We start from the raw sequence: 20,656 nt of genomic DNA on the forward strand, positions 1-20,656 counted from the left end.
TGAATCTGCTGCTGCCCGCTGACGGGGCCTTCGGTGTCGAAGTCGCTCATGCGGTCACCTCCGCGGCGGGGTGGCAGTCGCAGACGCTCCACTCGGCGATGTTGCGTTCGTATCCGATGCGCTTACCGACTTCGCTGCCATGCGAGGCTTCGTAGACGGAGCACTGGTAGATGTGCGTGTGCAGGCCTTGCAGCTTGACGTGTCCGCATTCGCAGTCGGTGGTGCCTGTCGCGGGTGTTGTCGTGACGAGTTTGTGCGTGACCATGTCGCAGGCCGCGCGTTCCGGGTGCAGCGGTGCCGGTTCGTCGAGGTGCGTGACGATGTGGCCGTCGCCGACGTCGACCGTTCGGGTGCTCATGCCTGCTCCTCGATGACTTCTCCGGTGGTCGTGTCGACCGCGGGTTCCTCGTCGGTCGCATCGGGCATGCCGAAGTCGGCGGCGCTGATCGCGGGGGCCTGGCGGGTCGCGGTGTGGCGGGAAGGGCCGCCGTCCTCCCTCGTCTCGTCGATCGAGGGGATGCCGTTGACGTCGAAGGCTCGGCGCAGCGCGTGGGATTCGGCGGCCTTGAGCGCCATTTCCTGCGCGTACTGCTTGTTGCCGCCGTTGACGGGGTAGCGGCCTGGGAACGTGAACGGGAAGCGCATGTCCTTGCGGTAGACGCTGACGGTGCACACCCACTCGCCGTCTTCGATGACGGGGTTCTTCTCGACGACGATGCCGTCGAGCTGGCCGGAGCGGTGCGCGATGTGCAGCAGCCCGTCTCGGGTGATGTAGACGCCGCCCTTGGGGATGACGATGACGTGCTTGAGGACGGGGTCGAGCTCGTAGCGTTCGCAGACGGCGACGACGGCGTGGCTCTTGGCGTCGTTCGGGTTGAGGCCGAGGTACTGCGCGATCGCCTGCTGGTTCGGTGCGAACGGCGTGTTCTGGGGTGCGAGTTCGTTGCTCATGCTTCGTCGATGTCCTTCCATGCCCAGGCGGGCACGTTCGCTTCGTGGGTGGGGTAGCCGGGCCAGGTGTCGGTGTTGGCGCATTCGGCGTAGAGGCGGATCGCTTTCTCGTTCTTCGCGCGGCCCCATTCGAGGGCGTCGTCGCTCGGCGTGGCGAGGGTGACGAAGTGGGGTGCGGTCTTCTCGACAAACAAAAAGATGAAGGACGCGTCGGGTGTCCCGTTGAGGGCGAGCAGGTCGATGTACCAGGCGGCCTGCATCGCGTACCCGTAGTCCGCCATCGCGCGGTCGATGTTCTTCGGGGCGGCGCTGACGGTGGTCTTGACGTCGGCGACGACGGGGGTGCTGTCTGCCTTCTTGGTGATCCAGTCGGCGCGGCCCCGCAGTAGGACGCCCGTGTCGGCGTGCTCGGCGTAGATCGCCTTCTCGGCGTGACCGTTAGCGAGGATCGCCGCGGCCGTCGGGTGCGCCTTCACCGCGTCGGCGAGCGCAAGAGCGCGTTCGTGCTCGGCGGTGAGGATGGGCGCGACGCCGTCGGCGTGGGCCTGCTCCTTCGCTTCGCGGGCGTCCTTCGATCGCCATGAGTCGAAGTCGAGGACGCGATACCCGGCGCCCTTGCCGAGGATGAGTTCGTGGGCGACGTGCCCGAAGTCGTAGGCGTCCTTGTGTACCGGGTTGTCCTGCTGCCATCGGTAGCGGGCGGGGCAGTCGAGGAGAACCTTGGCGCCGCTGACGGAGAGGCTGCGACGGTCGCCGTGGTAGTCGCTCTCGGGCACATCGTGGATGCCGCTGGTGTGCTGGATCATCAGTCCTCCTTGTTCTCGTCGATGTAGCGGGTGATCATCCAGGCGACGAGTGCGAGCGCGAGGATGAGGAGTGCGGCGAGTTCGGCGACGTTGCTCATGCGGTCACCCCGATGCGCTCGAAGAGGCGTGCGAGGTCGTGGCGGCCGGCGCGCCGTAGGGCACGGCTCATCGCGGCGAGGGTCATGTCGAGGCGTTGGGCGATGCGCCACGGGTGCTCACCGGTGGCGAGCATGAAGGTGACGTCCTCGATGAGGATGTGGGGGCGGCGGGCGCTCATGCGGCGACCTGCTCGAGGTATTTGGCTTTGAGAAGCCCGTCCCACATGTAGAACTGCGGGAATCCGACCATCTCGCGGCGCGCGCTCTTGAGGTGTTCGCTCAGATCGTCGAGAGCTTCGGCGAGCAGGTTTGCTGTCGGCACGTTTGGGTCGACGATGGGCCACGAGCATTGGTTCACATGAGGGCCGCGTGCGATGTCGACGCGTTCACGCATCGCTTCGATGTATGCCCAGTCTGGGTACTTTGCGTGCCCGATGTGCCAGGTGTGGCAGTGCTCGCAGCAGTAGGCGTGCATGTTCGGCTCGTCCGGGTAGATGGTGACGATGGCTGCCCACGCTTCCCCGGCTGAGAGGTACTTGACCTTAGGTCGGCGTGAGTTGCAGTGCCCGTTCCGGTAGATGGAGATCCTGAGTTCCGTGTCCGAGAAGCGGGATGCGTCCTTGGCGAACTGTTTGCGGGTGGCGATTCTGCGCTTGCGCTGCTGTTTGCGGGCTTCGGCGGTGGTCATGTCAGTCGCCTTTCATTCGGCGCGGCTGGTACGCGGATGCTTCGGCGGGGCGCGCGGGTTGGCAGGTGTGGCCGAGCTTCCAGCGCAGCGCGGGCAGGAAGCGGGCGGTGTGCGCGGTGTGGCATGTCGCGCAGGTGACGGTGATCATTCGGTGCCTCCTAGTCGCAGTCGCGGTCGTCGTCGGGGTCTGGGTGGTCGGCGTCAGGGCGCTCGTGGAGCCAGTCGGTGAGGGCGTCGTATTCGGCGGGGTGGTGGTCGGCGGGACCGAACTCGCGGCTCATTCGCGCCACCACCAGTCGCCGAGCGCCTCAAGGCCTGCGAGGGCGCCGAAGATGGGGAAGGGGGAGGCGAGGGCGAGCCAGACGTCGAGGGTCATGACGCGCTCCAACCTGCGGCGTTCGCGGCGTCCTCGTGCACCTGGCAGCGTGGCGCGTCGTACTCGTCGCGGCCGACGGACGGCACGTCCCCACAGCGGCTGCACGGCGACTGCGCGAGGCGCATCATGGCCAGCAGGTCGGGCATGTCACCAGCGGCGGTGACATCGGCGAACGCTGCGAGGATGCGCGGTGTGATGAGCACCTGATCGGTGTCCGTCGTGACGGTGACGCCGAGACCGTCGACGTCGCTCGTGATCGTCATCGGGGTCATGACGCACGCTCCAGTTCGGCGCGGTTCGGGGTGCCGTACTGGCGGCGCCACTCGAACAAGTCCTCGCACGTGATCGACCACTTCGTGCCGGGATGCTGCACCGCCGGCAGCTCGCCCGACTTGATCGCCGCGAAGATCACCCGCTCCGACGCCGCGTGACACTCGGCCGCGTCCTGGATGCTGTGCAGCGCCTTCCCGCACGGGCTAACAAACGGCTCCTGGGTCTTCTGCTTAGGCATTCGGGGCCTCCTTGACGGTGGTGAGGTGGCGGCGCTGCAGCTGCTTCGAGCAGTCGGGGCAGGTCGTCCACCAGTAGGTCGTTGCGGTGTCGGGACTGACGAGGCCGAATCCCTTGCTCTGCGGCATGTCAATGCCGCACACGGTGGCGGTGGGCATGTCGGCGACGGCGAGGCCGCAGCGCTGGCAGCGCTCGTTCCGGCACCCGAGGCCATCGTCGAGAAGCCCGGGCGGGCAGTCGCACTGATCCATCCACAGCTCTGGGTGCTTGCCGGCCCACTCGACGTCGGCTTCGCGCGCTTGCTGCTCGCACTGCTCGGCGAACTCGGCGGGGGTGAGGGCGCCCATGTCAGATCGCCTCGGGGAATGCTTCGCCGGACTTGTGGCGCAGGATCTTGATCTTCTTGCCCTGGCGCCACGCGTTCCATGCCTTGATGAACCAGGCGAGGACTTCGCGCTGCTCACCGGACAGGCGCGTCGATCCTTCGACGGACAGTCGGTTGCGCAGGACGAGGATCGGGTCGCCCGCGTCGAGGCCTGCTCCGGTGCGTAGGAGCTGGAAGAACAGGTCTGCGTCCTTGCGGCTTTTCTGCGAGAACATGTAGTGCGCGAGGCCGAGGGTTGAGGCGGCGCAGCGCACGCCGTGACCGTTGCGCACGTGCTCGGCCATGGCGGCGGAGTCCTTCACCTCGGGGTGCGCTTCGAGGTAGGCCTGCATTTCGCGTTTGGTGGGCGCGAAGCTGTTGTTGTGCAGGTTGCCGCGTTCGAGCATGACGGCGCGTCGCAGGATGCTGGCGGTCGTCTTTGCCTTGTAGCCTTCCCCGGACAGTTCGAGGACGTTCGCCATGGTGCGTTTGCGGCCGTCGTCCATGGTGTCCTGGGTGGAGTTGGGCAGGTTCCACACGATGCCGAGGTCGAGGCTGATGCCGGATTTGACGATCGCGGCGAGGCGGTGTTGTCCGTCGAGGAGTGTTCCGTCGGCGGCGAAGCGGATGTTGTCGCCGTTGTAGACGAACGTGCCGTTGCTCATGTCGCGGGCGAGTCGGTTGATGTGGCGCTCGCTCATGTTGCGGTTGTTGTTGTTGCGGTGGTCGAGGACGCTTTGCGCCCAGTCGGGTGTGGCGACGATGAAGCCTTGCTGGGGGCCGATGACTTTGGCGCGCTTCCAGGTGACGGGGTTCATGGCGTAGCTGGACATGGGTAGACTGCCTTTCAGATTTCAGGGATGGAATCGATGACCTGGTGGAGCAGGTCGCTTGCTCGGAGAAGGTCGCTGCGGTTCGCTGTGGCGACCTTTTCCGCGTTCTGGGGGAATCGGTCGTCTTGGGTGAGGCGTCCGAGTCGTTCGGTGACCTTTGTGAGGTCGTAGGTTGCGCGCCAGAATGCGTCGGGTAGGGGCGCGCGGCGCGGCGTCTGCGGTTCGGGGCGCGTGTACTGCTTGCCGTTGGGGCTGGAAGCCGAGTGGGCTGGGGGCGAGTCTGCGTCCGGCGTATCGAACCCGGCGTCCGCGAGCGCGGTGTCGAGGTCGGCCTGGTCGGTGACGTAGTCGGCGGCCTGGTCGGTGACGTAGTCGGCGGCTGGGGTGGGCCGTGTCGCGGGGCGCTCGCGTCCATCGGCGGAGAGGCGACTGTCCAACTTGGACAGTTCACCCATTTCCTCGAGCGTCGACCGCAGGTTGCCCACCGTCGTCGGGCTCGCGCCGACGCGTTCGGCGTGCTGCCGGTCGGAGAGCTGCGGGTCAGCCATCAGTGACTTCGCGATGACTTCGCGCTTCTGCTCGCGGTTGAGGTGGCGCCGGTCGAGGTTGAGGCTGCAGGCGAGGGTGCGCTTGCCCGTCTCGTCGAGGTCGCGTGCCGTGTTGCGAGGGCACGGCAGACCGAGGCGGTCGGCGATCTCCTTGCGGTGGTGCCCGTCGATGACCGAGCCGTTCTCGTCGACAACGATCGGCACCTGAATGCCGTGCTCGCGGATCGACTTCTCGAGCGACGTGTATTCGTCGTCCGAGAGGCGGGGGAGGAACTGGTACAGCATCAGGCGTCACCGCCCGGTGTTGCGTCGCGGGAGCCGCCCGAAGCGGCTCCCGCTCCGCTACCTTCAGGAGTTCCACCACCTGAAGAAATGGAGGAGCCCTTATGGCTCGCATGCAGTTCCTTACCCCCGGCGGCCCCGTCGTCCTGAACTTCAAAACCGACGCGGAACTCGCCGACATGCTTGTCCAGACCAGGACGCAGTTCGCCGAAGACGGGGAGGCGAACTTCGGATGGGCGAACGAAGGGGGGGATGGCGTGACCTACTTCTTGATCCCGAGCAGTACGGCGTTGATGTTCGAGTTCGACGGTGATGTCCCAGATGACCTTCGCGACCGCATTGAGAAGGCGCGCTCGGCAGCGAGGTAGTAGTCGTCCGGTGACCGCCCGGTCCTGGCCGTCGCGCTGGGGCTGGGCGGTCATGCCGCTGCCATTTCGTCGAGACTCTTCGCATATGCGATAAAGGCAAACGCGTCTTTGAAGCCGAGGGCCTGCGCCATCGAGTCCATGTGGTCGGTGTCGAGGCGACGGCGGCCGGCGAGACGGTTGGAGAGGGTGGCCTGGCTGATGCCGAGCTTGGCTGCGAACTCTCCCTTGCTGAGTCCGATCTGTTCGAGGCGGACATTGACTGCCCGGGCAAACATCATCCGTGTTGTTTCCATGGCATGACAGTAACGCATATGCGATGACGGAGCAACGTGCGCGATAAAAAACGTCGTGATGGTGCTACTCTTATCGCATGGTGAAAAACGAGCAGATGCGCGCGCAGGGCCAGTTCTCCAGGCAGATCAGCCGCTTCATCGCGGGGATGCTGCGGGAGCGCGACGTGAAGCAGCGCGAAGTGGCCGAGCGGCTGGAGCGCACTCAGGCGTACGTGTCCGAGCGCGTCAACGGTAAGCGTTCATGGACGCTTGACGAGCTGGACAGCATCTCAAGCCTCCTGGGCTTCACGTCCGGCCTGAGCATGCTGGAGGAGGTGGCGGAGCGCGCACGCCTCACGCGGCAGCGCACCGACGAGCTCGCCGCTCGCCGCGACAAGGCGGGGTTGTCGGTGCCGCCTCGTAACCTCAGGGCCGTTGCCGACTCGAACGTCGGCGCAGACGAAGAGGTCGAGGGACGCCAGGAGGAACCGTGATCGAGATCGCCGAGTTGGTGCTGCTTGCCGAGGCGATGGGGGTACACGTCGAGTGGGGGCGCGACCTGCCGGTGCCGGCCGAGTATGACCACGCGCGGCGCGTCATCCGCATGGCCGACGGGCGCGGCGACTGTGTCACGCGATGCAGCCTCGCGCACGAGCTCGGGCACGCCGCGCTCCACCATGAGCCGGACGATGACTACCTGGCGCAGGAGCGCAGCGCGAACATGTACGCGGCGAAGCTACTGATCAGCGAGGACGCCTACCGTCGCGCCGAGCGCATCGTCGGTCACGACCCGCGCGCCTTGGCGAAGGAACTCGACGTCACGCTCGTCATGGTCGTCGCGTGGAGGATGTGCCACAAGGCCGCATGACGTTGCGATAGGGACATGGAGACACGAAAGCGCCCCCACCGAGATGGCGGGGGCGCTGATGATTGGCGGTTACTTGCAGGCCGACGTCTGTGAAGCGCCGTACGCAGCCTGGGCGGGCGTGAACTTCTCGCCATAGGCCGACGAGAGCTGATCGGTCAGCCCGGCGCACGAGAAGGCCTGCGTCTTGAGATAGCTCTGGGCGGACTTAACGGCCTGCTCGTTCCAGTCAACGTCCGTCAGCGAGTTGACGGCCTGGGTGGCGACCGACAGTGGGTACTTCTCGCCGTAGGGTGACGAGAGTTGATCGATCAACCCCTGCTTGGAGAACGCCGAGTAGGCGAGGTAGCTGCGCGCGGACGATATCGCGGAGTCGACTTGTCCGCCGGCCGCTGGCGTTTCGGCGGTTGTGGCTGGGGTATCGGCGGGGGATTCGCTTGTGGCTTCGTCGGTGGGGCCGTCGCTTGTCGTCGTGTCCGCCGCTTCGGTTCCTGGCGTGTCGGCGGTGTCGCTGGTCGGGTAGTCGCTCGTGCTCGCGGCTTCGGTGGCGTCGCTCGTTGCGGTTTGCGTTTCCGCCGAATCGTCCGTCTCGGTGGTTGCGGTGGTGTCGTCCGCAGCATCGGTCGGTGTGTTCGTTGCGCTCGATGGCGTATCACTCGGGGATGCGGCGCCTGACGGTGTCGCGCTGACGGTGACGGTCTTGGTCGCGTCACTCGATCCGCTCGAGCAGGCGGTGAGGGCGAACAGGGGCAGGGCTGCGAGCGCGGCGAGCTTCTTCATGTGCTCAGGGTAGGGCCTCCGCGAGCCCCGGAAAGCGAAAACCCCCGGCCAAGTTGGCTCGGGGGTTTTCGTGTGGCTGTCACGCCATCGACATCGCGTACTCGCGTACGCCTACGCGGCGTCGCATGTGGGCTGGGATGGCGCGCTGGGCGCGAACTGACATCTCCAGCGCCTCGAAGACCATTCCGATCGGGCTGTCGTCGTGGATCTCCGAGCCGCGCACCTGCACGGGGCGGTCGATGCCGTCGTAAGAGGACAGCATGGACTCCAGTTCGTCCCCCTTGCGCATGAGGATGACAGTGTGGATCTGACCCAGCATGTAGTAGTGGTGGAGGATCTCGCGAACTTCGCGTGCCGGGGTTTCGTACTCGACGGCGATGATGGGGTCGCCTGCGTCCATGCGCTCTTCGACGAAGTCCGTCAGGGCTGGCGATCCGAAGGCGAGGGCGTCGGCGACGGCGCGGGCTGTCGCGCGGCGTTCTTCGGTCAGAGTTGTTCGTTCAGTAGCCACGTTCCCACCTCTCTTGGTGCCAATCCCATTTGTCGAGCATGTGCTCTTGGGAGACCTTGAGTTCTTCTTGCATCGTAGTCCACGCCGTCGACTGCTCAAGCTCTTTGATGTTGACGTAGCACTGCGGGTTGCCGTTCTTGAAGAACTGGTGTTCGTGGATGTGATGGTGACAGCAATCGATCCGGGCGATGTCCTTCACCTTGGCGCCAGTGTCGTCGCCTTCGCAGTGCTGGTTGATGGCGTAGTCCACCAGTCGGCCGTTGTAGCGCCAGATACGGATGGTGATCTCCCAGCCCAGGCCGTAGTTGACCTTCCTGTCCTGGCCAGGGTCGGCAGTCGGGGGGCGTCGGTATGGCTTCGGTTCTGGGGTCCCGTCCATCTTGACGAGGCCCCGGTTGCGGCCTGACTTCCCTGGCTTCTGCACCAAACCACTCTACGTCCCTGCAGTACGATTCTCTGCATAACGCCGCATAGCGTTCCGCGTAAAGACCAACAGATAGACAACAGCGGTACGCTACAGGCGTAGTTGGTGAGGCGAATTCCGTTGTCTCGCAACGTAAGGGGCGGTAGCTCAGCTGGTCAGAGCAGGGGACTCATAATCCCTGGGTCGCGGGTTCAAGCCCCGCCCGCCCTACTCGGACGTCGTCACGCCGTCACGCCGAGGACGTCGTCATCTCGAGGCGAGCCGCCTTCTCGCAGGGCGTATGTCGGCGGCCGTCGGTGCGCGAGGGCGCGCCTCGCTACGATGGGCGCATGAGCAACGCGCCGTGGGTGAGCACCGGCCCGGCATCATCCGGTGAAGGCGCGCGGGAGAAGTGGCAGGAGACGACGCGCGTCCCTCTCGGCATCCTGGCGCTCGTCTTCATCGCCTCGTATGCCGCACCCATTCTCCGGCCGAGCCTGCCGACCGATGTCATCCTGACGTTCCATGCACTCAACGTCATCACCTACCTCGCGTTCGTCGGTGACTACTTCGCGCGCCTCCACCTCTCCCGCGACCGTCGCGGCTTCCTGCGCCACTCCGGGCTTGACGTGCTCGTCCTCGTCCTGCCCGCGCTGCAACCGCTGCGCACGATGCAGCTCATCGCCCTGCTGCGGCTGCTCGACAAGCGCCTCGGACGCACCCTGCGCGGCCGCATCGTCGCCTACCTCGGGTTCGCGACGCTGACGGTGCTGTTGCTCGGCGCACTCGCCGTCCTCGACGCCGAACGCAAGGCGCCGGGCGCCAACATCCACACCTTCGGCGACGCCCTGTGGTGGGCGACGACGACGATCACGACGGTCGGCTACGGCGAGCACCACCCCGTGACACCGAGCGGACGTGTCGTCGCCGCCTGCCTCATGTTCAGCGGCATCGCGCTGTTCAGTGTCGTCACGGGTTCGGTGGCGTCATGGATCCTCGATCGCGTCCGCGAGGAGGACGGCGAGGTCGCCGCCGACGACCGCATGCGCGACGAGGTCGAAGCACTCACCCATGAGATCCGAGCCCTGCGCGCCGACGTCGCGGAACTACGGGGCCGGACGGCGTCGCACCGGGCCGCAGCGCCCGAGAGCGACGACATCCTCTGAGCGGGCACTGCGAGACAGCTCGCCAGGACACGCGGGCGTGTCGCTCCCACGGGGTGAGCACCGCATGCGCCAGAGTGACAGGTTGATTCTTCGCCACGCCGCACGGGTGCTGGCCTGCAGCGTCGCCATCGTGCAGAATGGCGGCACACATCATCGGATTCCTGGGTGTGGCTGAGGTCGTTGGGGAAGACGTCCCTCGCGAACACCAGGAGGTTCGGATGTCGATGACTCGCGTCATGACGCGCGGGGTGGTTTTCGTGCACTCCACCCCCGCTGCGCTGTGCCCTCACATCGAGTGGGCGCTCGAGAGCGTCCTCGGCGCCGACGTCAACCTCGAGTGGACGCAGCAGCCCGTCGCGCCGGGCCTCGTGCGCAGCGAGTTCAGCTGGAGCGGCGAACCAGGCAGCGGCGCAAAGCTCGCGAGCGCGCTGCGCGGCTGGGATCACGTGCGCTACGAAGTCACCGAAGAACCCTCACCCGGCAACGACGGCTCACGCTGGTCGCACACCCCGAACCTCGGCATCCACCACACGTGGACGTCGGCGAGCGGCGACGCCGTCGTCAGCGAGGACCGCCTGCGCAGCGCCCTCGTCGCGAGCCAGGGCGACCCTGAGGAGTTCCGGGCCGAGATGGCCGAGCTGCTCGGCACCGCCTGGGACCAGGAGCTCGAGCCCTTCCGCTACGCCGGCGACGGCGCTCCCGTGCGCTGGCTGCACCGCGTCGGCTGACGCACCACACACGTCGAAGGCCGCTTGCTCTCTGGGGGAGCAAGCGGCCTTCGTCATGCCGGGTGGGCGTCAGATCACAGTGGGATGTTGCCGTGCTGCCCGCGACGCGCGGGTGCGGCGGCCAGTGCCGAAGCGAGCGCTCCGCGCGTCTCGGCCGGCTCGACGACCTCGTCGACGACACCGATCTCCTGGGCGCGTTCCAGTCCACCCGCGAGCACGGCATGCTCGGCGGCTAGTTCCTCCTCGACCCGGGGACGCGCGGCCTCGTCGACCTCCGCGAGCCGGCGACGGTGCAGGATGCGCACGGCAGCGACGTGACCCATGACGGCGACCTCCGCGCTCGGCCACGCGAACACGCGCGTCGCGCCGAGGGAGCGGCTGTTCATCGCGATGTACGCGCCGCCGTACGTCTTGCGCGTCACGAGCGTCACGCGCGGCACGACCGCCTCGGCGAACGCGTGCAGCAGCTTCGCGCCGCGGCGCACCACGCCGTCCCACTCCTGACCGACGCCAGGCAGGTAGCCGGGGACGTCGACGAGCACGACGAGGGGGATGCCGAACGCGTCGCACATGCGCACGAAACGGGACGTCTTCTCCGCGGCGGGGGAGTCGAGGCACCCGCCGAGACGCATCGGGTTGTTCGCGATGACGCCGACGGTGCGCCCGCCGAGGCGCCCGAGCGAGGTGACGATGTTGGGCGCCCACTTCGCGTGCAGCTCGACCTGCTCACCCGCATCGTCGAACAGGTCGTCGACGAGGGGGTGCACGTCGTAGGCGCGCTTCGGGTTCTCGGGGAACGTGGCGCCGAGGTCGCGCTCTTCGAGCGATCCGAGGTCGAACTCGCCCTGATTCGCCATGAGCGAGGCGAGCAGACGGCCTCGCTCGAAGGCCTCATCCTCTGTGGCCGTGACGACGTGGACCACGCCCGAGCGTCGACCGTGCGGTTCGGGCCCGCCGAGGCGTGCGGCGTCGACGTTCTCGCCCGTCACCGAGCGCACGACGTCGGGGCCCGTCACGAAGATGCGGCCCTGATCGGCCATGATGACCACGTCCGTCAGCGCCGGCCCGTAGGCGGCACCACCGGCGGCGGCGCCGATGACCACGGAGATCTGCGGGATCTTGCCCGACGCCCGCGTCATGATGGCGAACACCTCGCCGACGGCATGCAGGCTGACGACGCCCTCGGCCAGTCGCGCACCGCCGGAGTGCCACAGCCCGATGACGGGCAGGTTCTCGGCGAGGGCGATCTCGTAGGCCTCGACGATCGCCTTGCACCCCTCGACACCCATCGCGCCGCCCTGCACCCGCGCGTCGGAGCAGAACACGACGACGGGCGTGCCGTCGGCGGTGCCGCGAGCGGAGACGAAGCCGGAGCGCTCGACCTCGGCGATGACGTCGACGCTGCCGGCGTCGAGGAAGTTCTCGAGGCGGCGATACGGGTCGCGCGGGTCGACGTCGGCCTCGGCCGGCGCGGTGGCGGTGAGGGCGTTCATGAGGCGCTCCGAATCGTGAGGGCGACGTTGTGGCCGCCGAAGCCGAACGAGTTGTTGAGGGCCGCGATGTCGCCCTCGGGCAGCGTGCGGGCCTCGCTGCGCACGACGTCGAGGTCGATGGCGGGGTCGAGGTCGTCGATGTTGATGGCCGCCGGAACGAGGCGGTGGTGCACCGACAGCACCGTGATGACGGCCTCCAGCGCGCCCGCAGCGCCGAGCAGGTGACCCGTCATCGACTTCGTCGCGGCCACCGCCATGTGGTCGGCGTCGGCGCCGAACGCGGCGCGGATCGCGTTCGCCTCGGCGACGTCACCGACGGGCGTCGAGGTTGCGTGGGCGTTGATGTGGCAGATGTCGGCGGGCGTCAGACCGGCGGCATCGACGGCCTGACGCATCGCCCGCTTGGCACCGGCACCCTCGGGTTCGGGCGCGGTGATGTGGTGGGCGTCGGCGGACATGCCGATGCTCGCGAGCTCGGCGTAGATCCGCGTGCCGCGCGCCTTCGCGTGCTCCTCGGACTCGAGCACGACGACCGCAGCACCCTCGCCCATGACGAAGCCGTCACGGCCAGTGTCGTACGGGCGGGAGGCGGCCTGCGGGTCGTCGTTGCGCGTCGAGAGGGCCTTCATCGCCGCGAACCCGGCGAACGGCAGCGGGTGCATCGGCGCCTCGGTGCCGCCGGCGATGACGACGTCGGCGCGGCCCGAGCGGATGATGTCGATCGCGAGACCCATCGCCTCGGCGCCGGAGGCGCACGCGGAGACGGTCGTGTGGGCGCCTGCGCGCGCACCGAACTCGAGCGACAGGTTGCCCGCAGAGGTGTTGGGCATGAGCATCGGCACCGTCAGCGGGTACACGCGACGCGGGCCCTTCTCGCGCATGACATCCCACTGGTCGAGCAGCGTCGTCACCCCGCCGATGCCGGTGCCGAACGCGACTGCGAGTCGCTCCGGCTCCACCTCGGGGCTGCCCGCGTCTGCCCACGCCTCGCGCCCTGCGATGAGCGCGTACTGGGCGCTGCGGTCCATGCGGCGCGTCTCGACCTTCGTCAGCACCTCGGCCGGGTCCTGGGCGATGGACGCGGCGAACGTCACGGGCAGCTCGAACTGCTCCAGCCATTCGGCGGGCAGCGCGCGAGCACCGGAACGACCGGCGAGCAGGGCGTCCCACGTCTCGGGTGCGGTGCCGCCGAGCGGGGTCGTCGCACCGATGCCGGTGACGACGATGCGGGCGTCGCGGTTCGGGGTCATGCTGGCTCCTTGGTGGGGCACGAAAGAATGGGGTGCGACGCGCCGCCCGGGCGGGCGAGGTGCCGGGGCGGCGCGTCGACGGGGGCCGTTCAGGCCTGGGCGTTCTTGATGTAGCTGACGGCGTCGCCGACGGTGACGAGGTTCTTGACCTCTTCGTCGGGGATGCGGACGCCGAACTTCTCCTCGGCGTTGACGACGATCGTCATCATCGACAGCGAGTCGATGTCGAGGTCGTCGGTGAACGACTTGTCGCTCTGCACGGAGGCGGCGTCGATGCCGGTCTCCTCGTTGACGATCTCGGCGAGGCCGGCGAGGATCTCCTGCTCGGAAGCAGCCATGGTGTTTCTCCTTGTCGTGACGTCGACCGTTCGTCGATCGACTCCGTCTGCGGTTCTTTCCTTGCCCCGGATGGCCCGCCGAGGCGCGGGAGCTGAATGCTGAGTCGCGGTGCGGCTCAGGGGATCTCGACGACCTGCGCCGCGTAGGCGAGGCCCGCGCCGAAACCGATCTGCAGCGCGAGATCGCCGCTCTTGGCCTGCCCCTCGCGCACGAGTCGTTCGGCGGCGAGCGGCACCGACGCGGCGGACGTGTTGGCCGTGTCGACGATGTCGCGCGCGATGACGACGCGTTCGGGTAGCTTCATCTGCTTGGCCATGGCGTCGATGATGCGGACGTTCGCCTGATGCGGGATGAACACGTCGATGTCGTCGACGCTCAGGCCCGCGGCGTCGATGGCGCGCAGCGCGACGGGAGCCATGCTCCACACCGCCCAGCGGAAGACGCTCTGACCTTGCATCGTGATCGTCGGGCCGGGCGAGCCGTCCTCGAGCACGTTGGGGCGGATGGCCTCCCACGCCGCTCCGTCACTGCCCCAGATCGTCGGGCCGATGCCGACGTGGTCGCTCGCGCCGACGATCGCCGCGCCCGCGCCGTCACCGAAGATGAAGGCGGTGCCGCGGTCGCTCGGATCGAGCACGGACGTCAGGCGCTCGGCGCCGAGGACGAGGACAGTGCTCGCGCTACCGGCCCGCACGAGGTCGGAGGCGACACCGATGCCGTGGCAGTACCCGGCGCAGGCGGCGGACAGGTCGAACGCGACGGGGGAGTCCAGCCCCAGTCGATCCGCGAGCATCGGCGCAGCGGCGGGCGTGAACATGTCGTGCGTGACCGAGCCGAGGATGACGCCGTCGATCGTCGCCGGGTCGACACCGGAGCGTGCGATCGCGTCGCGCGCCGCCGACTCGGCCATGTCGAGCATCGTCTCGTCGTCGCGCGCGAAATGACGCGTGCGGACACCGGAGCGCTCCTGGATCCACTCGTCGGAGGAGTCGATGGCCTCGACGATCTCGCTGTTCGGCACGAGCCGCTGCGGGCGGTAACCGCCGAAACCGAGGATGCGGGTGTACTGCGCGCCGGTGCGCTGCGCGAGGGCCTTCACTGCGCCTCCTTCGGATGAAGACGCACGAGGGGCTGGCCGGGAGAGACAGGGTCGCCCTCACTGACGAGCCACTCGATGATGCGCCCGCCGTGCGGCGCGACGACGTTGTACGCGTCGCGCGCCGTGACGACCTGTCCGATCGTCTCGCCGGGGGTGATGGTGTCGCCCTCGTCGAGGGGCGCGCGCTCGATCGTCCCCTTGGCCGGCGCGATGACGAGTCGCCACGCGGGTTCGAGATCGGTGTCGACCTGGCCGTGCTCGCGCACCATGCGGTGCGCCGCGTCGAGGTCGTCGGGGGTCTTGAGCGCCAGGGTCTCGACACCAGGCAGGGCACGCTTGGCGAGGCCCGTCAGGGTGCCGGCCGGCGGCACCTCGATGAGGCCCGTCACGCCCATCGCCTTGAACGTCTCCATCGTCAGATCCCAGCGCACCGGGTTGCTCACCTGGCTGACGAGGCGGCGCAGCACCCGCGTGCCGTCGTGGACGACGAGCCCGTCCTTGTTCGACACGAGGGGGATGCGAGGGTCGTGCGTCGAGATGGCCCGCGCGAAGACACTGAGCCGCTCCACGGCCGGCGTCATGTGCTCGGTGTGGAAGGCACCCGCGACCTGGAGCGGGATCACGCGTGCCTTCGCCGGCGGCTCGGCCTTGAGCCGCTCGATCTGCTCGAGGGTGCCGGCCGCGACGATCTGACCGGAACCGTTCATGTTGGCCGGCGTGAGGCCGAGGGCTTCGAGGTGGCTGACGACGTCCTTCGCCTCGCCGCCGACGACGGCGGCCATGCCGGTCGGCGTGACGGCCGAGGCCTGCGCCATGCCCGCACCGCGCTCGCGGACGAAGACCATGGCCTGCTCGGCGCTCAGGACGCCGGCCGAGGCCGCGGCAGTGATCTCACCGACGCTGTGGCCGGCGCCGACACCGACGGAACGGAATCCGTCGACGGGGTGGGCGAACAGCGCGAGCATCGAGACGAGGCCGCTCCCGACGATGAGGGGCTGTGCGACGGCGGTGTCCTTGATGGTCTCCGCGTCACCCTCGGTGCCGAGGTGGACGAGATCCATCCCGGCGCAGGCCGACAGCCACGCCATGCGGGAGTGAAACTCTGGCAGCTCGAGCCAAGGGCGGAGGAAACCGGGGGTCTGAGAGCCCTGTCCGGGGCACACGATCGCTAGCACCCCTCAACCTTGCCCTGGAGGTGGTGGGCGAGGCGACGAGCGGGCCGACGAACTTCGCCGGTGTGATTTGTAGGAAACCTCCAATCACACCTGGCTGGGTTGCTCCCGTGCGGCGCGGGAGGCGTCCGGCCGGGTGCGCGGGCGGGACCGAGCTGCGTCGAGGTCGGCGTACATGAGGCCCAGTCGGATGGCGAAGGCGTCCTCGGGGCAGGTGAGGTCGTAACCGGTGAGGTCGTGGGTGCGCCCCAGGCGGTAGCGCACGGTGTTCGCATGGACGAACAACTCGCGCGCCGTGGCCTCCAGCGAGCCGAGACGGATGTAGGCGCGCGCCGTCTCGCGCATGACCGAATCGGGCTGGAGCGCGGCCGTCACCCGTGCGGCGAGCGCGCGGCGTGCCTTGTCGTCACCGGAGACGGCGCGTGCGGCGAGCAGGTCGTCGCTGTGCACCGGGCGGCGGCAGGAGGTGGCCGCCGGCGCGGCGTCGTAGCCGCGCAGCGCGTCCCGTGCAGAGCGGCCCGCCGCATAGAGGTGCGGCACGCGGGGCCCGCACACGAGGGGGCCGTCGCCGAAGTGGTCGGCGAGCAGTCGCGCCGCGGCGAGCGGGTCGGCGTGCGGGGCGGCCTGAGACGACGTGCTTGCTGCATTGCCTGACGATGTGCCGCTGCGTGGCGTCGCGAGGGTGGCCGCGTCGAGCCCGCCGACGACGGCGATCATCCGCCGTCCTTCGACGGAGACGAGGATCTCGAGCCCGGCATGACGCGCGGCGCGTCGTAGTGGGTCGACGACGCTCGTCTGGCTGCCGAGAGGGCTCGCGCCGACGACGACGGTGACGCCGCGCACCTCGGCCCAGCCGAGGGCATTGACGCGGGAGCCGAGCGTCTCGTCGGGTTCGCCGCGCACGACGGCGTCGACGACGAGCGACTCGAGGCGTGCATCCCACGCGCCGCGCGATTCCGCGGCGCGCGCGTAGACGTGGGCGGCGCCGAACGCGACCTCACGGGAGTAGCGCAGGACAGCTTCGCGCACGGCCGCGCGTTCGTCGGCCCGCGCGAGGGCGGGTGCTTCGTCCTCGACGATCTCGATGACGGTGCGCAGCAGGTCGAGGGTCTGTTCGAGGCTGATACTGCGCGTCAGTTCGCTTGGTGCGTCGGCGAACACGTCGATGGCGCCGGCGCCTTCGACGTGCGGGTTCTCGAGCCACGACAGGAACGACGTGATGCCGCCGTGCGCGATGACGCCGATCCAGCTGCGATCCTCGGCGCTGAGCGCGGCGAACCAGGCGTGGTCGGCTTCGACGCGCGCCGCGGCCGACGTCGCCATCGCCCCGACGCCGCGGCGCATCGCCGTCAGAGATTCACGCGAGGGCACCCTGGGTTCCGCCATGCCCGTCACCGTAACCGAGCCTTGTGGGAACCCACGAGTAGCAACGACACCGGTCGGCCGACCGACCCCGGAAAGCACGAAGCCGTGCGCACTCACGGACGGTGAGTGCGCACGGCCAACGTGCGATGCAGGGGACGTGGACGCGCCCCCGTGGCGGTGTCGCACCTCGGGCCGGGAGAGCTTGCGACTCCGGACCGATGGAAGACGCCGCGAGGGAATCGTCAGGCTTCTCCGCGCACCATTTGGCGCAGAAGCCCGACGGGCAGAACCGTCGCCCAGTTCTGCCCGTCGCTGTTCGCATTGCCCGTCAGGCTTCTCCGCCGGCGTTGCCGGAGGTGCCGGCCTTGACGTTGAGCAGCTCGTACTTCTCGGCTGCCTGACGCGGGATCGACGGGTCGAGTTCGCCGCGGTCGGCGAGCGACTGCAGGGCGCGCACCGCCATCGACGGGCCGTCGATGTGGAGGAAGCGTCGTGCTGCAGCTCGCGTGTCGGAGAAGCCGAATCCGTCGGCGCCCAGCGAGTGGAATTCGCCGGGCACGTACTGGCGGATCTGGTCGTGCACCTGGCGCATCGAGTCGCTCGTCGCGATGACGGGACCGGGTGCGTCCTTGAGGCGCGACGTGATGAACGGCTCGCGGCGCTCGTCCTCGGGGTGGAGGAAGTTGTGCTCGTCGGCCTCGAGGCCGTCACGGCGCAATTCGTTCCACGACGTCACGGACCAGACGTCGGCGACGACGCCCCAGTCCTCCTTGAGTAGTTCCTGTGCCTCGAGGGCCCAGGCGACTCCGACGCCGGAGGCGAGCAGCTGCACGCGGCGCGCGTCGTCGCCGAGGCCGTCGAACGAGCCGTCCTTGAGCTTGTAGATGCCGCGCTTGATACCTTCGACGTCGACGTTCTCGGGCTCGGCCGGCTGCACGATCGGCTCGTTGTAGACGGTCAGGTAGTAGATGACGTTCTCGGCGTTCTCGCCGTACATCTTCTCCAGGCCGTCCTGCACGATGTGCGCGATCTCGTAGCCGTAGGCCGGGTCGTAGGAGCGGATGGCGGGGTTCGTCGCGGCGAGCACGTGGCTGTGACCGTCGGCGTGCTGCAGACCCTCACCCGTCAGCGTCGTACGGCCCGCGGTGGCGCCGATGAGGAAACCCTTGGCCATCTGGTCGGCGGCCGCCCAGATCGAGTCACCAGTGCGCTGGAAGCCGAACATCGAGTAGAAGACGTAGACCGGCACCATCGGGATGTCGTTCGTCTCGTACGCGGCGCCGACGGCGGTGAACGCCGCGACGGAGCCGGCCTCGTTGATGCCGAGGTGCAACAGCTGGCCCTGCGGGCTCTCCTTGTACGCGAGCATGAGCTCGGCATCGACGGAGCGGTAGTGCTGCCCGTGCGGGTTGTAGATCTTCGCCGTCGGGAAGAACGCGTCCATGCCGAACGTGCGCGCCTCGTCGGGGATGATCGGCACGATGTGCTTGCCGAACTCCTTGTCGCGCATCAGCTCCTTGAGGATGCGGACGAACGCCATCGTCGTCGCGACCTCCTGCTTGCCGGAGCCCTTCTTCGCGATCTTGTACGCCTCGTCACCGGGCAACGGCAGCTGCGAGCTGCGGCCCTTGCGCGACGGCAGCCCACCGCCGAGCTTCGCGCGACGCTCGAGCAGGTACTTGATCGCCGGGTCGTCGTTGCCGGGGTGGTAGTACGGCGGACGGTACGGGTCCTTCTCGAGCTGCTCGTCGCTGATCGGGATGTCGAGCGAGTCGCGGAACTGCTTGAGGTCCTCGAGCGTCATCTTCTTCATCTGGTGCGTCGCGTTGCGGCCCGCGAAGTGCGTGCCGAGGCTGTAGCCCTTGATGGTGTGCGCGAGGATGACCGTCGGCTGGCCCGTGTGCTCCATCGCAGCCTTGTAGGCGGCGTACACCTTGCGGTAGTCGTGGCCACCTCGCTTGAGCTTCCACCACAGGTCGTCGTCGGACCAGTTCTCGACCATCTTCGCCGTGCGCGGGTCCTGACCGAAGAAGTACTCGCGGACGTAGGCACCGTCATTGGCGCGGATCGTCTGGTAGTCGCCGTCACGCGTCTTGTTCATGATGTTCACGAGCGCACCGTCACGATCCTGGGCGAGCAGAGGATCCCAGCCGCGGCCCCACAGCACCTTGATGACGTTCCAGCCGGCGCCGCGGAAGAATGCCTCGAGCTCCTGCACGATCTTGCCGTTGCCGCGCACGGGGCCGTCGAGACGCTGCAGGTTGCAGTTGACGACGAACGTGAGGTTGTCGAGGCCCTCGTTGGCGGCCCACTGCAGGGCGCCACGCGACTCGACCTCGTCCATCTCGCCGTCACCGAGGAAGGCCCAGACGTGCTGGTCGGACGTGTCCTTGAGGCCGCGGTCGTTGAGGTAGCGGTTGACCATCGCCTGGTAGATGGCGTTCATCGGGCCGATGCCCATGGAGACGGTCGGGAACTCCCAGAACTCCGGCATGTTGCGCGGGTGCGGGTAGCTCGGCAGGCCGGCGGACTCACCGTCGATGAAGTGGCTCTTCTCCTGACGGAAGCCGTCGAGCTGCTCCTCGGTCAGGCGGCCCTCGAGGTAGGCGCGCGAGTAGATGCCGGGGGAGGCGTGGCCCTGGATGAAGACCTGGTCACCGCCGCCCGGGTGGTCCTTGCCGCGGAAGAAGTGGTTGAAGCCGACCTCGTAGAGCGTCGCGGCGGAGGCGTACGTCGAGATGTGGCCGCCCACGCCGATGTCGGGGCGTTGCGCGCGGTGCACCATGACGGCGGCGTTCCAGCGGATCCAGGCGCGGTACTTGCGCTCCATCTCCTCATCGCCGGGGAACCACGGCTCGGCCTCGGGGCCGATCGTGTTGATGTAGTCGGTCGCAGTCAGCGACGGCACGCCGATCTGCTGCTCGCGGGCGCGCTCCAGCAGCTTGAGCATGACGTAGCGGGCACGGTTGCGTCCGGCTTCGTCGACGAGGCCGTCGAGCGAGTCGAGCCACTCCTGCGTCTCGTCGGGATCGATGTCCGGCAACTGACTGGGAATGCCATTCAGGATCGGGCCGGCTTCCTCAAGCGACACTTAGGTCACGTCCTCTCGTCCACTGCGTCGGCGCTACCTGGCACGCGCCACATGCTCCCATCCTGCCCCCCGTGAGCACCCTGCGCGAAACCGGGACGGGGTTACTCGTGGGTACTCGGTTTGGCGGGCGGGACGAGGGGTTTCGAGGCTCATCAGGCCAGGGCGACCGGGCCCACGAGACGGTCGTCATGAGGGCGCCTTCTTGCAATGCGCGAGACAACCTTGTGGACTACCCTTCGAACAAGGCTGCATCCACCCGGCGTGGTCGCAGCGTCCAGAACAGAAAGTGAGCACAGCA

28 protein-coding genes and 1 tRNA gene are annotated in these 20,656 nt (G+C 68.1%); 6 read left to right on the top strand and 23 right to left on the bottom strand.

Annotation, left to right across the window (positions count from 1 at the left end):
- Nucleotides 1-46 precede the first annotated feature (46 nt).
- From DYE07_RS00355 to DYE07_RS00400, 12 genes are all read right to left on the bottom strand, one after another.
- Nucleotides 47-358, bottom strand: coding sequence for a hypothetical protein (locus tag DYE07_RS00355; RefSeq protein ID WP_115296092.1), 312 nt, complete (start codon nt 356-358; stop codon nt 47-49).
- Nucleotides 355-951 carry a recombinase family protein gene (locus DYE07_RS00360; RefSeq protein ID WP_115296093.1) on the bottom strand — a complete coding sequence of 199 codons (597 nt, stop codon included), beginning with the start codon at nt 949-951 and terminating at the stop codon, nt 355-357. Before DYE07_RS00360 ends, DYE07_RS00355 begins: the two co-directional genes overlap by 4 nt.
- Nucleotides 948-1,757, bottom strand: coding sequence for a PD-(D/E)XK nuclease-like domain-containing protein (locus DYE07_RS00365; protein ID WP_115296094.1), 810 nt, complete (start codon nt 1,755-1,757; stop codon nt 948-950). Before DYE07_RS00365 ends, DYE07_RS00360 begins: the two co-directional genes overlap by 4 nt.
- A gap of 94 nt (nt 1,758-1,851) precedes the next feature.
- Entirely contained in the window at nt 1,852-2,034 is a 183-nt protein-coding gene (locus DYE07_RS00370) for a hypothetical protein (protein WP_115296050.1), read from the bottom strand.
- Nucleotides 2,031-2,543, bottom strand: coding sequence for a hypothetical protein (locus DYE07_RS00375; RefSeq protein ID WP_115296051.1), 513 nt, complete (start codon nt 2,541-2,543; stop codon nt 2,031-2,033). Before DYE07_RS00375 ends, DYE07_RS00370 begins: the two co-directional genes overlap by 4 nt.
- Nucleotide 2,544: 1 nt before the next feature.
- Entirely contained in the window at nt 2,545-2,691 is a 147-nt protein-coding gene (locus tag DYE07_RS14605) for a hypothetical protein (RefSeq protein WP_172462921.1), read from the bottom strand.
- A gap of 10 nt (nt 2,692-2,701) precedes the next feature.
- The gene (locus DYE07_RS15035) at nt 2,702-2,824 is read right to left on the bottom strand and encodes a hypothetical protein (RefSeq protein WP_256594760.1); all 123 of its coding nucleotides are present in this window, start codon (nt 2,822-2,824) and stop codon (nt 2,702-2,704) included.
- Between the two features lie 91 nt (nt 2,825-2,915).
- Entirely contained in the window at nt 2,916-3,191 is a 276-nt protein-coding gene (locus DYE07_RS00380; RefSeq protein WP_147286867.1) for a hypothetical protein, read from the bottom strand.
- Nucleotides 3,188-3,430, bottom strand: coding sequence for a helix-turn-helix domain-containing protein (locus DYE07_RS00385; protein WP_074040729.1), 243 nt, complete (start codon nt 3,428-3,430; stop codon nt 3,188-3,190). Before DYE07_RS00385 ends, DYE07_RS00380 begins: the two co-directional genes overlap by 4 nt.
- Nucleotides 3,423-3,776 carry a hypothetical protein gene (locus tag DYE07_RS00390; protein WP_115296053.1) on the bottom strand — a complete coding sequence of 118 codons (354 nt, stop codon included), beginning with the start codon at nt 3,774-3,776 and terminating at the stop codon, nt 3,423-3,425. Before DYE07_RS00390 ends, DYE07_RS00385 begins: the two co-directional genes overlap by 8 nt.
- 1 nt (nt 3,777) lies before the next feature.
- On the bottom strand, nt 3,778-4,626 hold the full coding sequence (locus DYE07_RS00395) for a hypothetical protein (RefSeq protein ID WP_074040727.1): 849 nt from the start codon (nt 4,624-4,626) through the stop codon (nt 3,778-3,780).
- Nucleotides 4,627-4,640: 14 nt separating this feature from the next.
- Nucleotides 4,641-5,459, bottom strand: a complete 819-nt coding sequence (locus DYE07_RS00400) for a ParB N-terminal domain-containing protein (RefSeq protein ID WP_115296054.1) — start codon at nt 5,457-5,459, stop codon at nt 4,641-4,643.
- A gap of 110 nt (nt 5,460-5,569) precedes the next feature.
- On the opposite strand from DYE07_RS00400, the gene DYE07_RS00405 reads away from it, so the two are divergent.
- Nucleotides 5,570-5,824: a hypothetical protein gene (locus DYE07_RS00405; RefSeq protein WP_218564385.1), complete on the top strand. Its 255-nt coding sequence runs from the start codon at nt 5,570-5,572 to the stop codon at nt 5,822-5,824.
- A gap of 50 nt (nt 5,825-5,874) precedes the next feature.
- Here DYE07_RS00405 and DYE07_RS00410 read toward each other — a convergent pair whose 3' ends face one another.
- The gene (locus DYE07_RS00410) at nt 5,875-6,117 is read right to left on the bottom strand and encodes a helix-turn-helix domain-containing protein (RefSeq protein WP_202774998.1); all 243 of its coding nucleotides are present in this window, start codon (nt 6,115-6,117) and stop codon (nt 5,875-5,877) included.
- A 77-nt stretch (nt 6,118-6,194) separates the two neighbouring features.
- On the opposite strand from DYE07_RS00410, the gene DYE07_RS00415 reads away from it, so the two are divergent.
- Nucleotides 6,195-6,590 carry a helix-turn-helix domain-containing protein gene (locus tag DYE07_RS00415; protein ID WP_115296057.1) on the top strand — a complete coding sequence of 132 codons (396 nt, stop codon included), beginning with the start codon at nt 6,195-6,197 and terminating at the stop codon, nt 6,588-6,590.
- Nucleotides 6,587-6,964: an ImmA/IrrE family metallo-endopeptidase gene (locus tag DYE07_RS00420; RefSeq protein ID WP_202774997.1), complete on the top strand. Its 378-nt coding sequence runs from the start codon at nt 6,587-6,589 to the stop codon at nt 6,962-6,964. Before DYE07_RS00415 ends, DYE07_RS00420 begins: the two co-directional genes overlap by 4 nt.
- Nucleotides 6,965-7,033: 69 nt before the next feature.
- Here DYE07_RS00420 and DYE07_RS00425 read toward each other — a convergent pair whose 3' ends face one another.
- The 3 genes from DYE07_RS00425 to DYE07_RS00435 form a co-directional block, all read right to left on the bottom strand.
- Complete coding sequence (locus DYE07_RS00425) at nt 7,034-7,741, bottom strand: Ltp family lipoprotein (RefSeq protein ID WP_115296058.1); 708 nt, start codon at nt 7,739-7,741, stop codon at nt 7,034-7,036.
- Between the two features lie 79 nt (nt 7,742-7,820).
- Nucleotides 7,821-8,252, bottom strand: coding sequence for a hypothetical protein (locus DYE07_RS00430; RefSeq protein ID WP_115296059.1), 432 nt, complete (start codon nt 8,250-8,252; stop codon nt 7,821-7,823).
- Nucleotides 8,242-8,676 carry a hypothetical protein gene (locus DYE07_RS00435; RefSeq protein WP_147286868.1) on the bottom strand — a complete coding sequence of 145 codons (435 nt, stop codon included), beginning with the start codon at nt 8,674-8,676 and terminating at the stop codon, nt 8,242-8,244. The genes DYE07_RS00430 and DYE07_RS00435 overlap by 11 nt, the downstream gene beginning before the upstream one ends.
- A gap of 136 nt (nt 8,677-8,812) precedes the next feature.
- Here DYE07_RS00435 and DYE07_RS00440 point away from each other — a divergent pair.
- The 3 genes from DYE07_RS00440 to DYE07_RS00450 all read left to right on the top strand — a co-directional run bounded on the left by DYE07_RS00440 (nt 8,813) and on the right by DYE07_RS00450 (nt 10,549).
- Nucleotides 8,813-8,886, top strand: a tRNA-Ile gene (locus DYE07_RS00440).
- A gap of 119 nt (nt 8,887-9,005) precedes the next feature.
- Nucleotides 9,006-9,821 (top strand): potassium channel family protein, encoded by an 816-nt coding sequence (locus DYE07_RS00445; protein WP_051805963.1) that lies wholly within the window; start codon nt 9,006-9,008, stop codon nt 9,819-9,821.
- Between the two features lie 218 nt (nt 9,822-10,039).
- Nucleotides 10,040-10,549 (top strand): DUF3145 domain-containing protein, encoded by a 510-nt coding sequence (locus tag DYE07_RS00450; RefSeq protein ID WP_006944212.1) that lies wholly within the window; start codon nt 10,040-10,042, stop codon nt 10,547-10,549.
- Between the two features lie 74 nt (nt 10,550-10,623).
- Here the strand turns inward: DYE07_RS00450 and DYE07_RS00455 are convergent, their stop codons facing one another.
- From DYE07_RS00455 to aceE, 7 genes are all read right to left on the bottom strand, one after another.
- The gene (locus DYE07_RS00455; protein ID WP_006944206.1) at nt 10,624-12,042 is read right to left on the bottom strand and encodes an acyl-CoA carboxylase subunit beta; all 1,419 of its coding nucleotides are present in this window, start codon (nt 12,040-12,042) and stop codon (nt 10,624-10,626) included.
- Nucleotides 12,039-13,292 carry a beta-ketoacyl-ACP synthase II gene (gene fabF / locus DYE07_RS00460; protein WP_006944307.1) on the bottom strand — a complete coding sequence of 418 codons (1,254 nt, stop codon included), beginning with the start codon at nt 13,290-13,292 and terminating at the stop codon, nt 12,039-12,041. Before fabF ends, DYE07_RS00455 begins: the two co-directional genes overlap by 4 nt.
- 89 nt (nt 13,293-13,381) lie before the next feature.
- Nucleotides 13,382-13,630, bottom strand: a complete 249-nt coding sequence (locus DYE07_RS00465; RefSeq protein WP_006944284.1) for an acyl carrier protein — start codon at nt 13,628-13,630, stop codon at nt 13,382-13,384.
- Between the two features lie 116 nt (nt 13,631-13,746).
- Complete coding sequence (locus DYE07_RS00470; protein WP_006944239.1) at nt 13,747-14,730, bottom strand: beta-ketoacyl-ACP synthase III; 984 nt, start codon at nt 14,728-14,730, stop codon at nt 13,747-13,749.
- On the bottom strand, nt 14,727-15,905 hold the full coding sequence (locus tag DYE07_RS00475; protein ID WP_062257810.1) for an acyltransferase domain-containing protein: 1,179 nt from the start codon (nt 15,903-15,905) through the stop codon (nt 14,727-14,729). The genes DYE07_RS00470 and DYE07_RS00475 overlap by 4 nt, the downstream gene beginning before the upstream one ends.
- A gap of 84 nt (nt 15,906-15,989) precedes the next feature.
- A complete protein-coding gene (locus DYE07_RS00480) occupies nt 15,990-17,288 on the bottom strand; it encodes a PucR family transcriptional regulator (RefSeq protein ID WP_074040720.1) in 1,299 nt (432 codons plus the stop codon).
- A 307-nt stretch (nt 17,289-17,595) separates the two neighbouring features.
- Nucleotides 17,596-20,358 (bottom strand): pyruvate dehydrogenase (acetyl-transferring), homodimeric type, encoded by a 2,763-nt coding sequence (gene aceE / locus DYE07_RS00485; protein ID WP_115296095.1) that lies wholly within the window; start codon nt 20,356-20,358, stop codon nt 17,596-17,598.
- Nucleotides 20,359-20,656: the final 298 nt, after the last annotated feature.

The organism is Dermacoccus nishinomiyaensis, assembly GCF_900447535.1.
Classification (GTDB): Bacteria; Actinomycetota; Actinomycetes; order Actinomycetales; family Dermatophilaceae; genus Dermacoccus; species Dermacoccus nishinomiyaensis.

Excerpts from the sequence above, each read along its gene's own strand:
- DYE07_RS00355 (WP_115296092.1), bottom strand. The coding sequence starts at position 358 with ATGAGCACCCGAACGGTCGACGTCGGCGACGGCCACATCGTCACGCAC.
- DYE07_RS00360 (WP_115296093.1), bottom strand. The coding sequence starts at position 951 with ATGAGCAACGAACTCGCACCCCAGAACACGCCGTTCGCACCGAACCAG.
- DYE07_RS00365 (WP_115296094.1), bottom strand. The coding sequence starts at position 1,757 with ATGATCCAGCACACCAGCGGCATCCACGATGTGCCCGAGAGCGACTAC.
- DYE07_RS00370 (WP_115296050.1), bottom strand. The coding sequence starts at position 2,034 with ATGAGCGCCCGCCGCCCCCACATCCTCATCGAGGACGTCACCTTCATG.
- DYE07_RS00375 (WP_115296051.1), bottom strand. The coding sequence starts at position 2,543 with ATGACCACCGCCGAAGCCCGCAAACAGCAGCGCAAGCGCAGAATCGCC.
- DYE07_RS14605 (WP_172462921.1), bottom strand. The coding sequence starts at position 2,691 with ATGATCACCGTCACCTGCGCGACATGCCACACCGCGCACACCGCCCGC.
- DYE07_RS15035 (WP_256594760.1), bottom strand. The coding sequence starts at position 2,824 with ATGAGCCGCGAGTTCGGTCCCGCCGACCACCACCCCGCCGAATACGAC.
- DYE07_RS00380 (WP_147286867.1), bottom strand. The coding sequence starts at position 3,191 with ATGACCCCGATGACGATCACGAGCGACGTCGACGGTCTCGGCGTCACC.
- DYE07_RS00385 (WP_074040729.1), bottom strand. The coding sequence starts at position 3,430 with ATGCCTAAGCAGAAGACCCAGGAGCCGTTTGTTAGCCCGTGCGGGAAG.
- DYE07_RS00390 (WP_115296053.1), bottom strand. The coding sequence starts at position 3,776 with ATGGGCGCCCTCACCCCCGCCGAGTTCGCCGAGCAGTGCGAGCAGCAA.
- DYE07_RS00395 (WP_074040727.1), bottom strand. The coding sequence starts at position 4,626 with ATGTCCAGCTACGCCATGAACCCCGTCACCTGGAAGCGCGCCAAAGTC.
- DYE07_RS00400 (WP_115296054.1), bottom strand. The coding sequence starts at position 5,459 with ATGCTGTACCAGTTCCTCCCCCGCCTCTCGGACGACGAATACACGTCG.
- DYE07_RS00405 (WP_218564385.1), top strand. The coding sequence starts at position 5,570 with ATGCAGTTCCTTACCCCCGGCGGCCCCGTCGTCCTGAACTTCAAAACC.
- DYE07_RS00410 (WP_202774998.1), bottom strand. The coding sequence starts at position 6,117 with ATGGAAACAACACGGATGATGTTTGCCCGGGCAGTCAATGTCCGCCTC.
- DYE07_RS00415 (WP_115296057.1), top strand. The coding sequence starts at position 6,195 with ATGGTGAAAAACGAGCAGATGCGCGCGCAGGGCCAGTTCTCCAGGCAG.
- DYE07_RS00425 (WP_115296058.1), bottom strand. The coding sequence starts at position 7,741 with ATGAAGAAGCTCGCCGCGCTCGCAGCCCTGCCCCTGTTCGCCCTCACC.
- DYE07_RS00445 (WP_051805963.1), top strand. The coding sequence starts at position 9,006 with ATGAGCAACGCGCCGTGGGTGAGCACCGGCCCGGCATCATCCGGTGAA.
- DYE07_RS00450 (WP_006944212.1), top strand. The coding sequence starts at position 10,040 with ATGTCGATGACTCGCGTCATGACGCGCGGGGTGGTTTTCGTGCACTCC.
- DYE07_RS00455 (WP_006944206.1), bottom strand. The coding sequence starts at position 12,042 with ATGAACGCCCTCACCGCCACCGCGCCGGCCGAGGCCGACGTCGACCCG.
- fabF (WP_006944307.1), bottom strand. The coding sequence starts at position 13,292 with ATGACCCCGAACCGCGACGCCCGCATCGTCGTCACCGGCATCGGTGCG.
- DYE07_RS00465 (WP_006944284.1), bottom strand. The coding sequence starts at position 13,630 with ATGGCTGCTTCCGAGCAGGAGATCCTCGCCGGCCTCGCCGAGATCGTC.
- DYE07_RS00480 (WP_074040720.1), bottom strand. The coding sequence starts at position 17,288 with ATGGCGGAACCCAGGGTGCCCTCGCGTGAATCTCTGACGGCGATGCGC.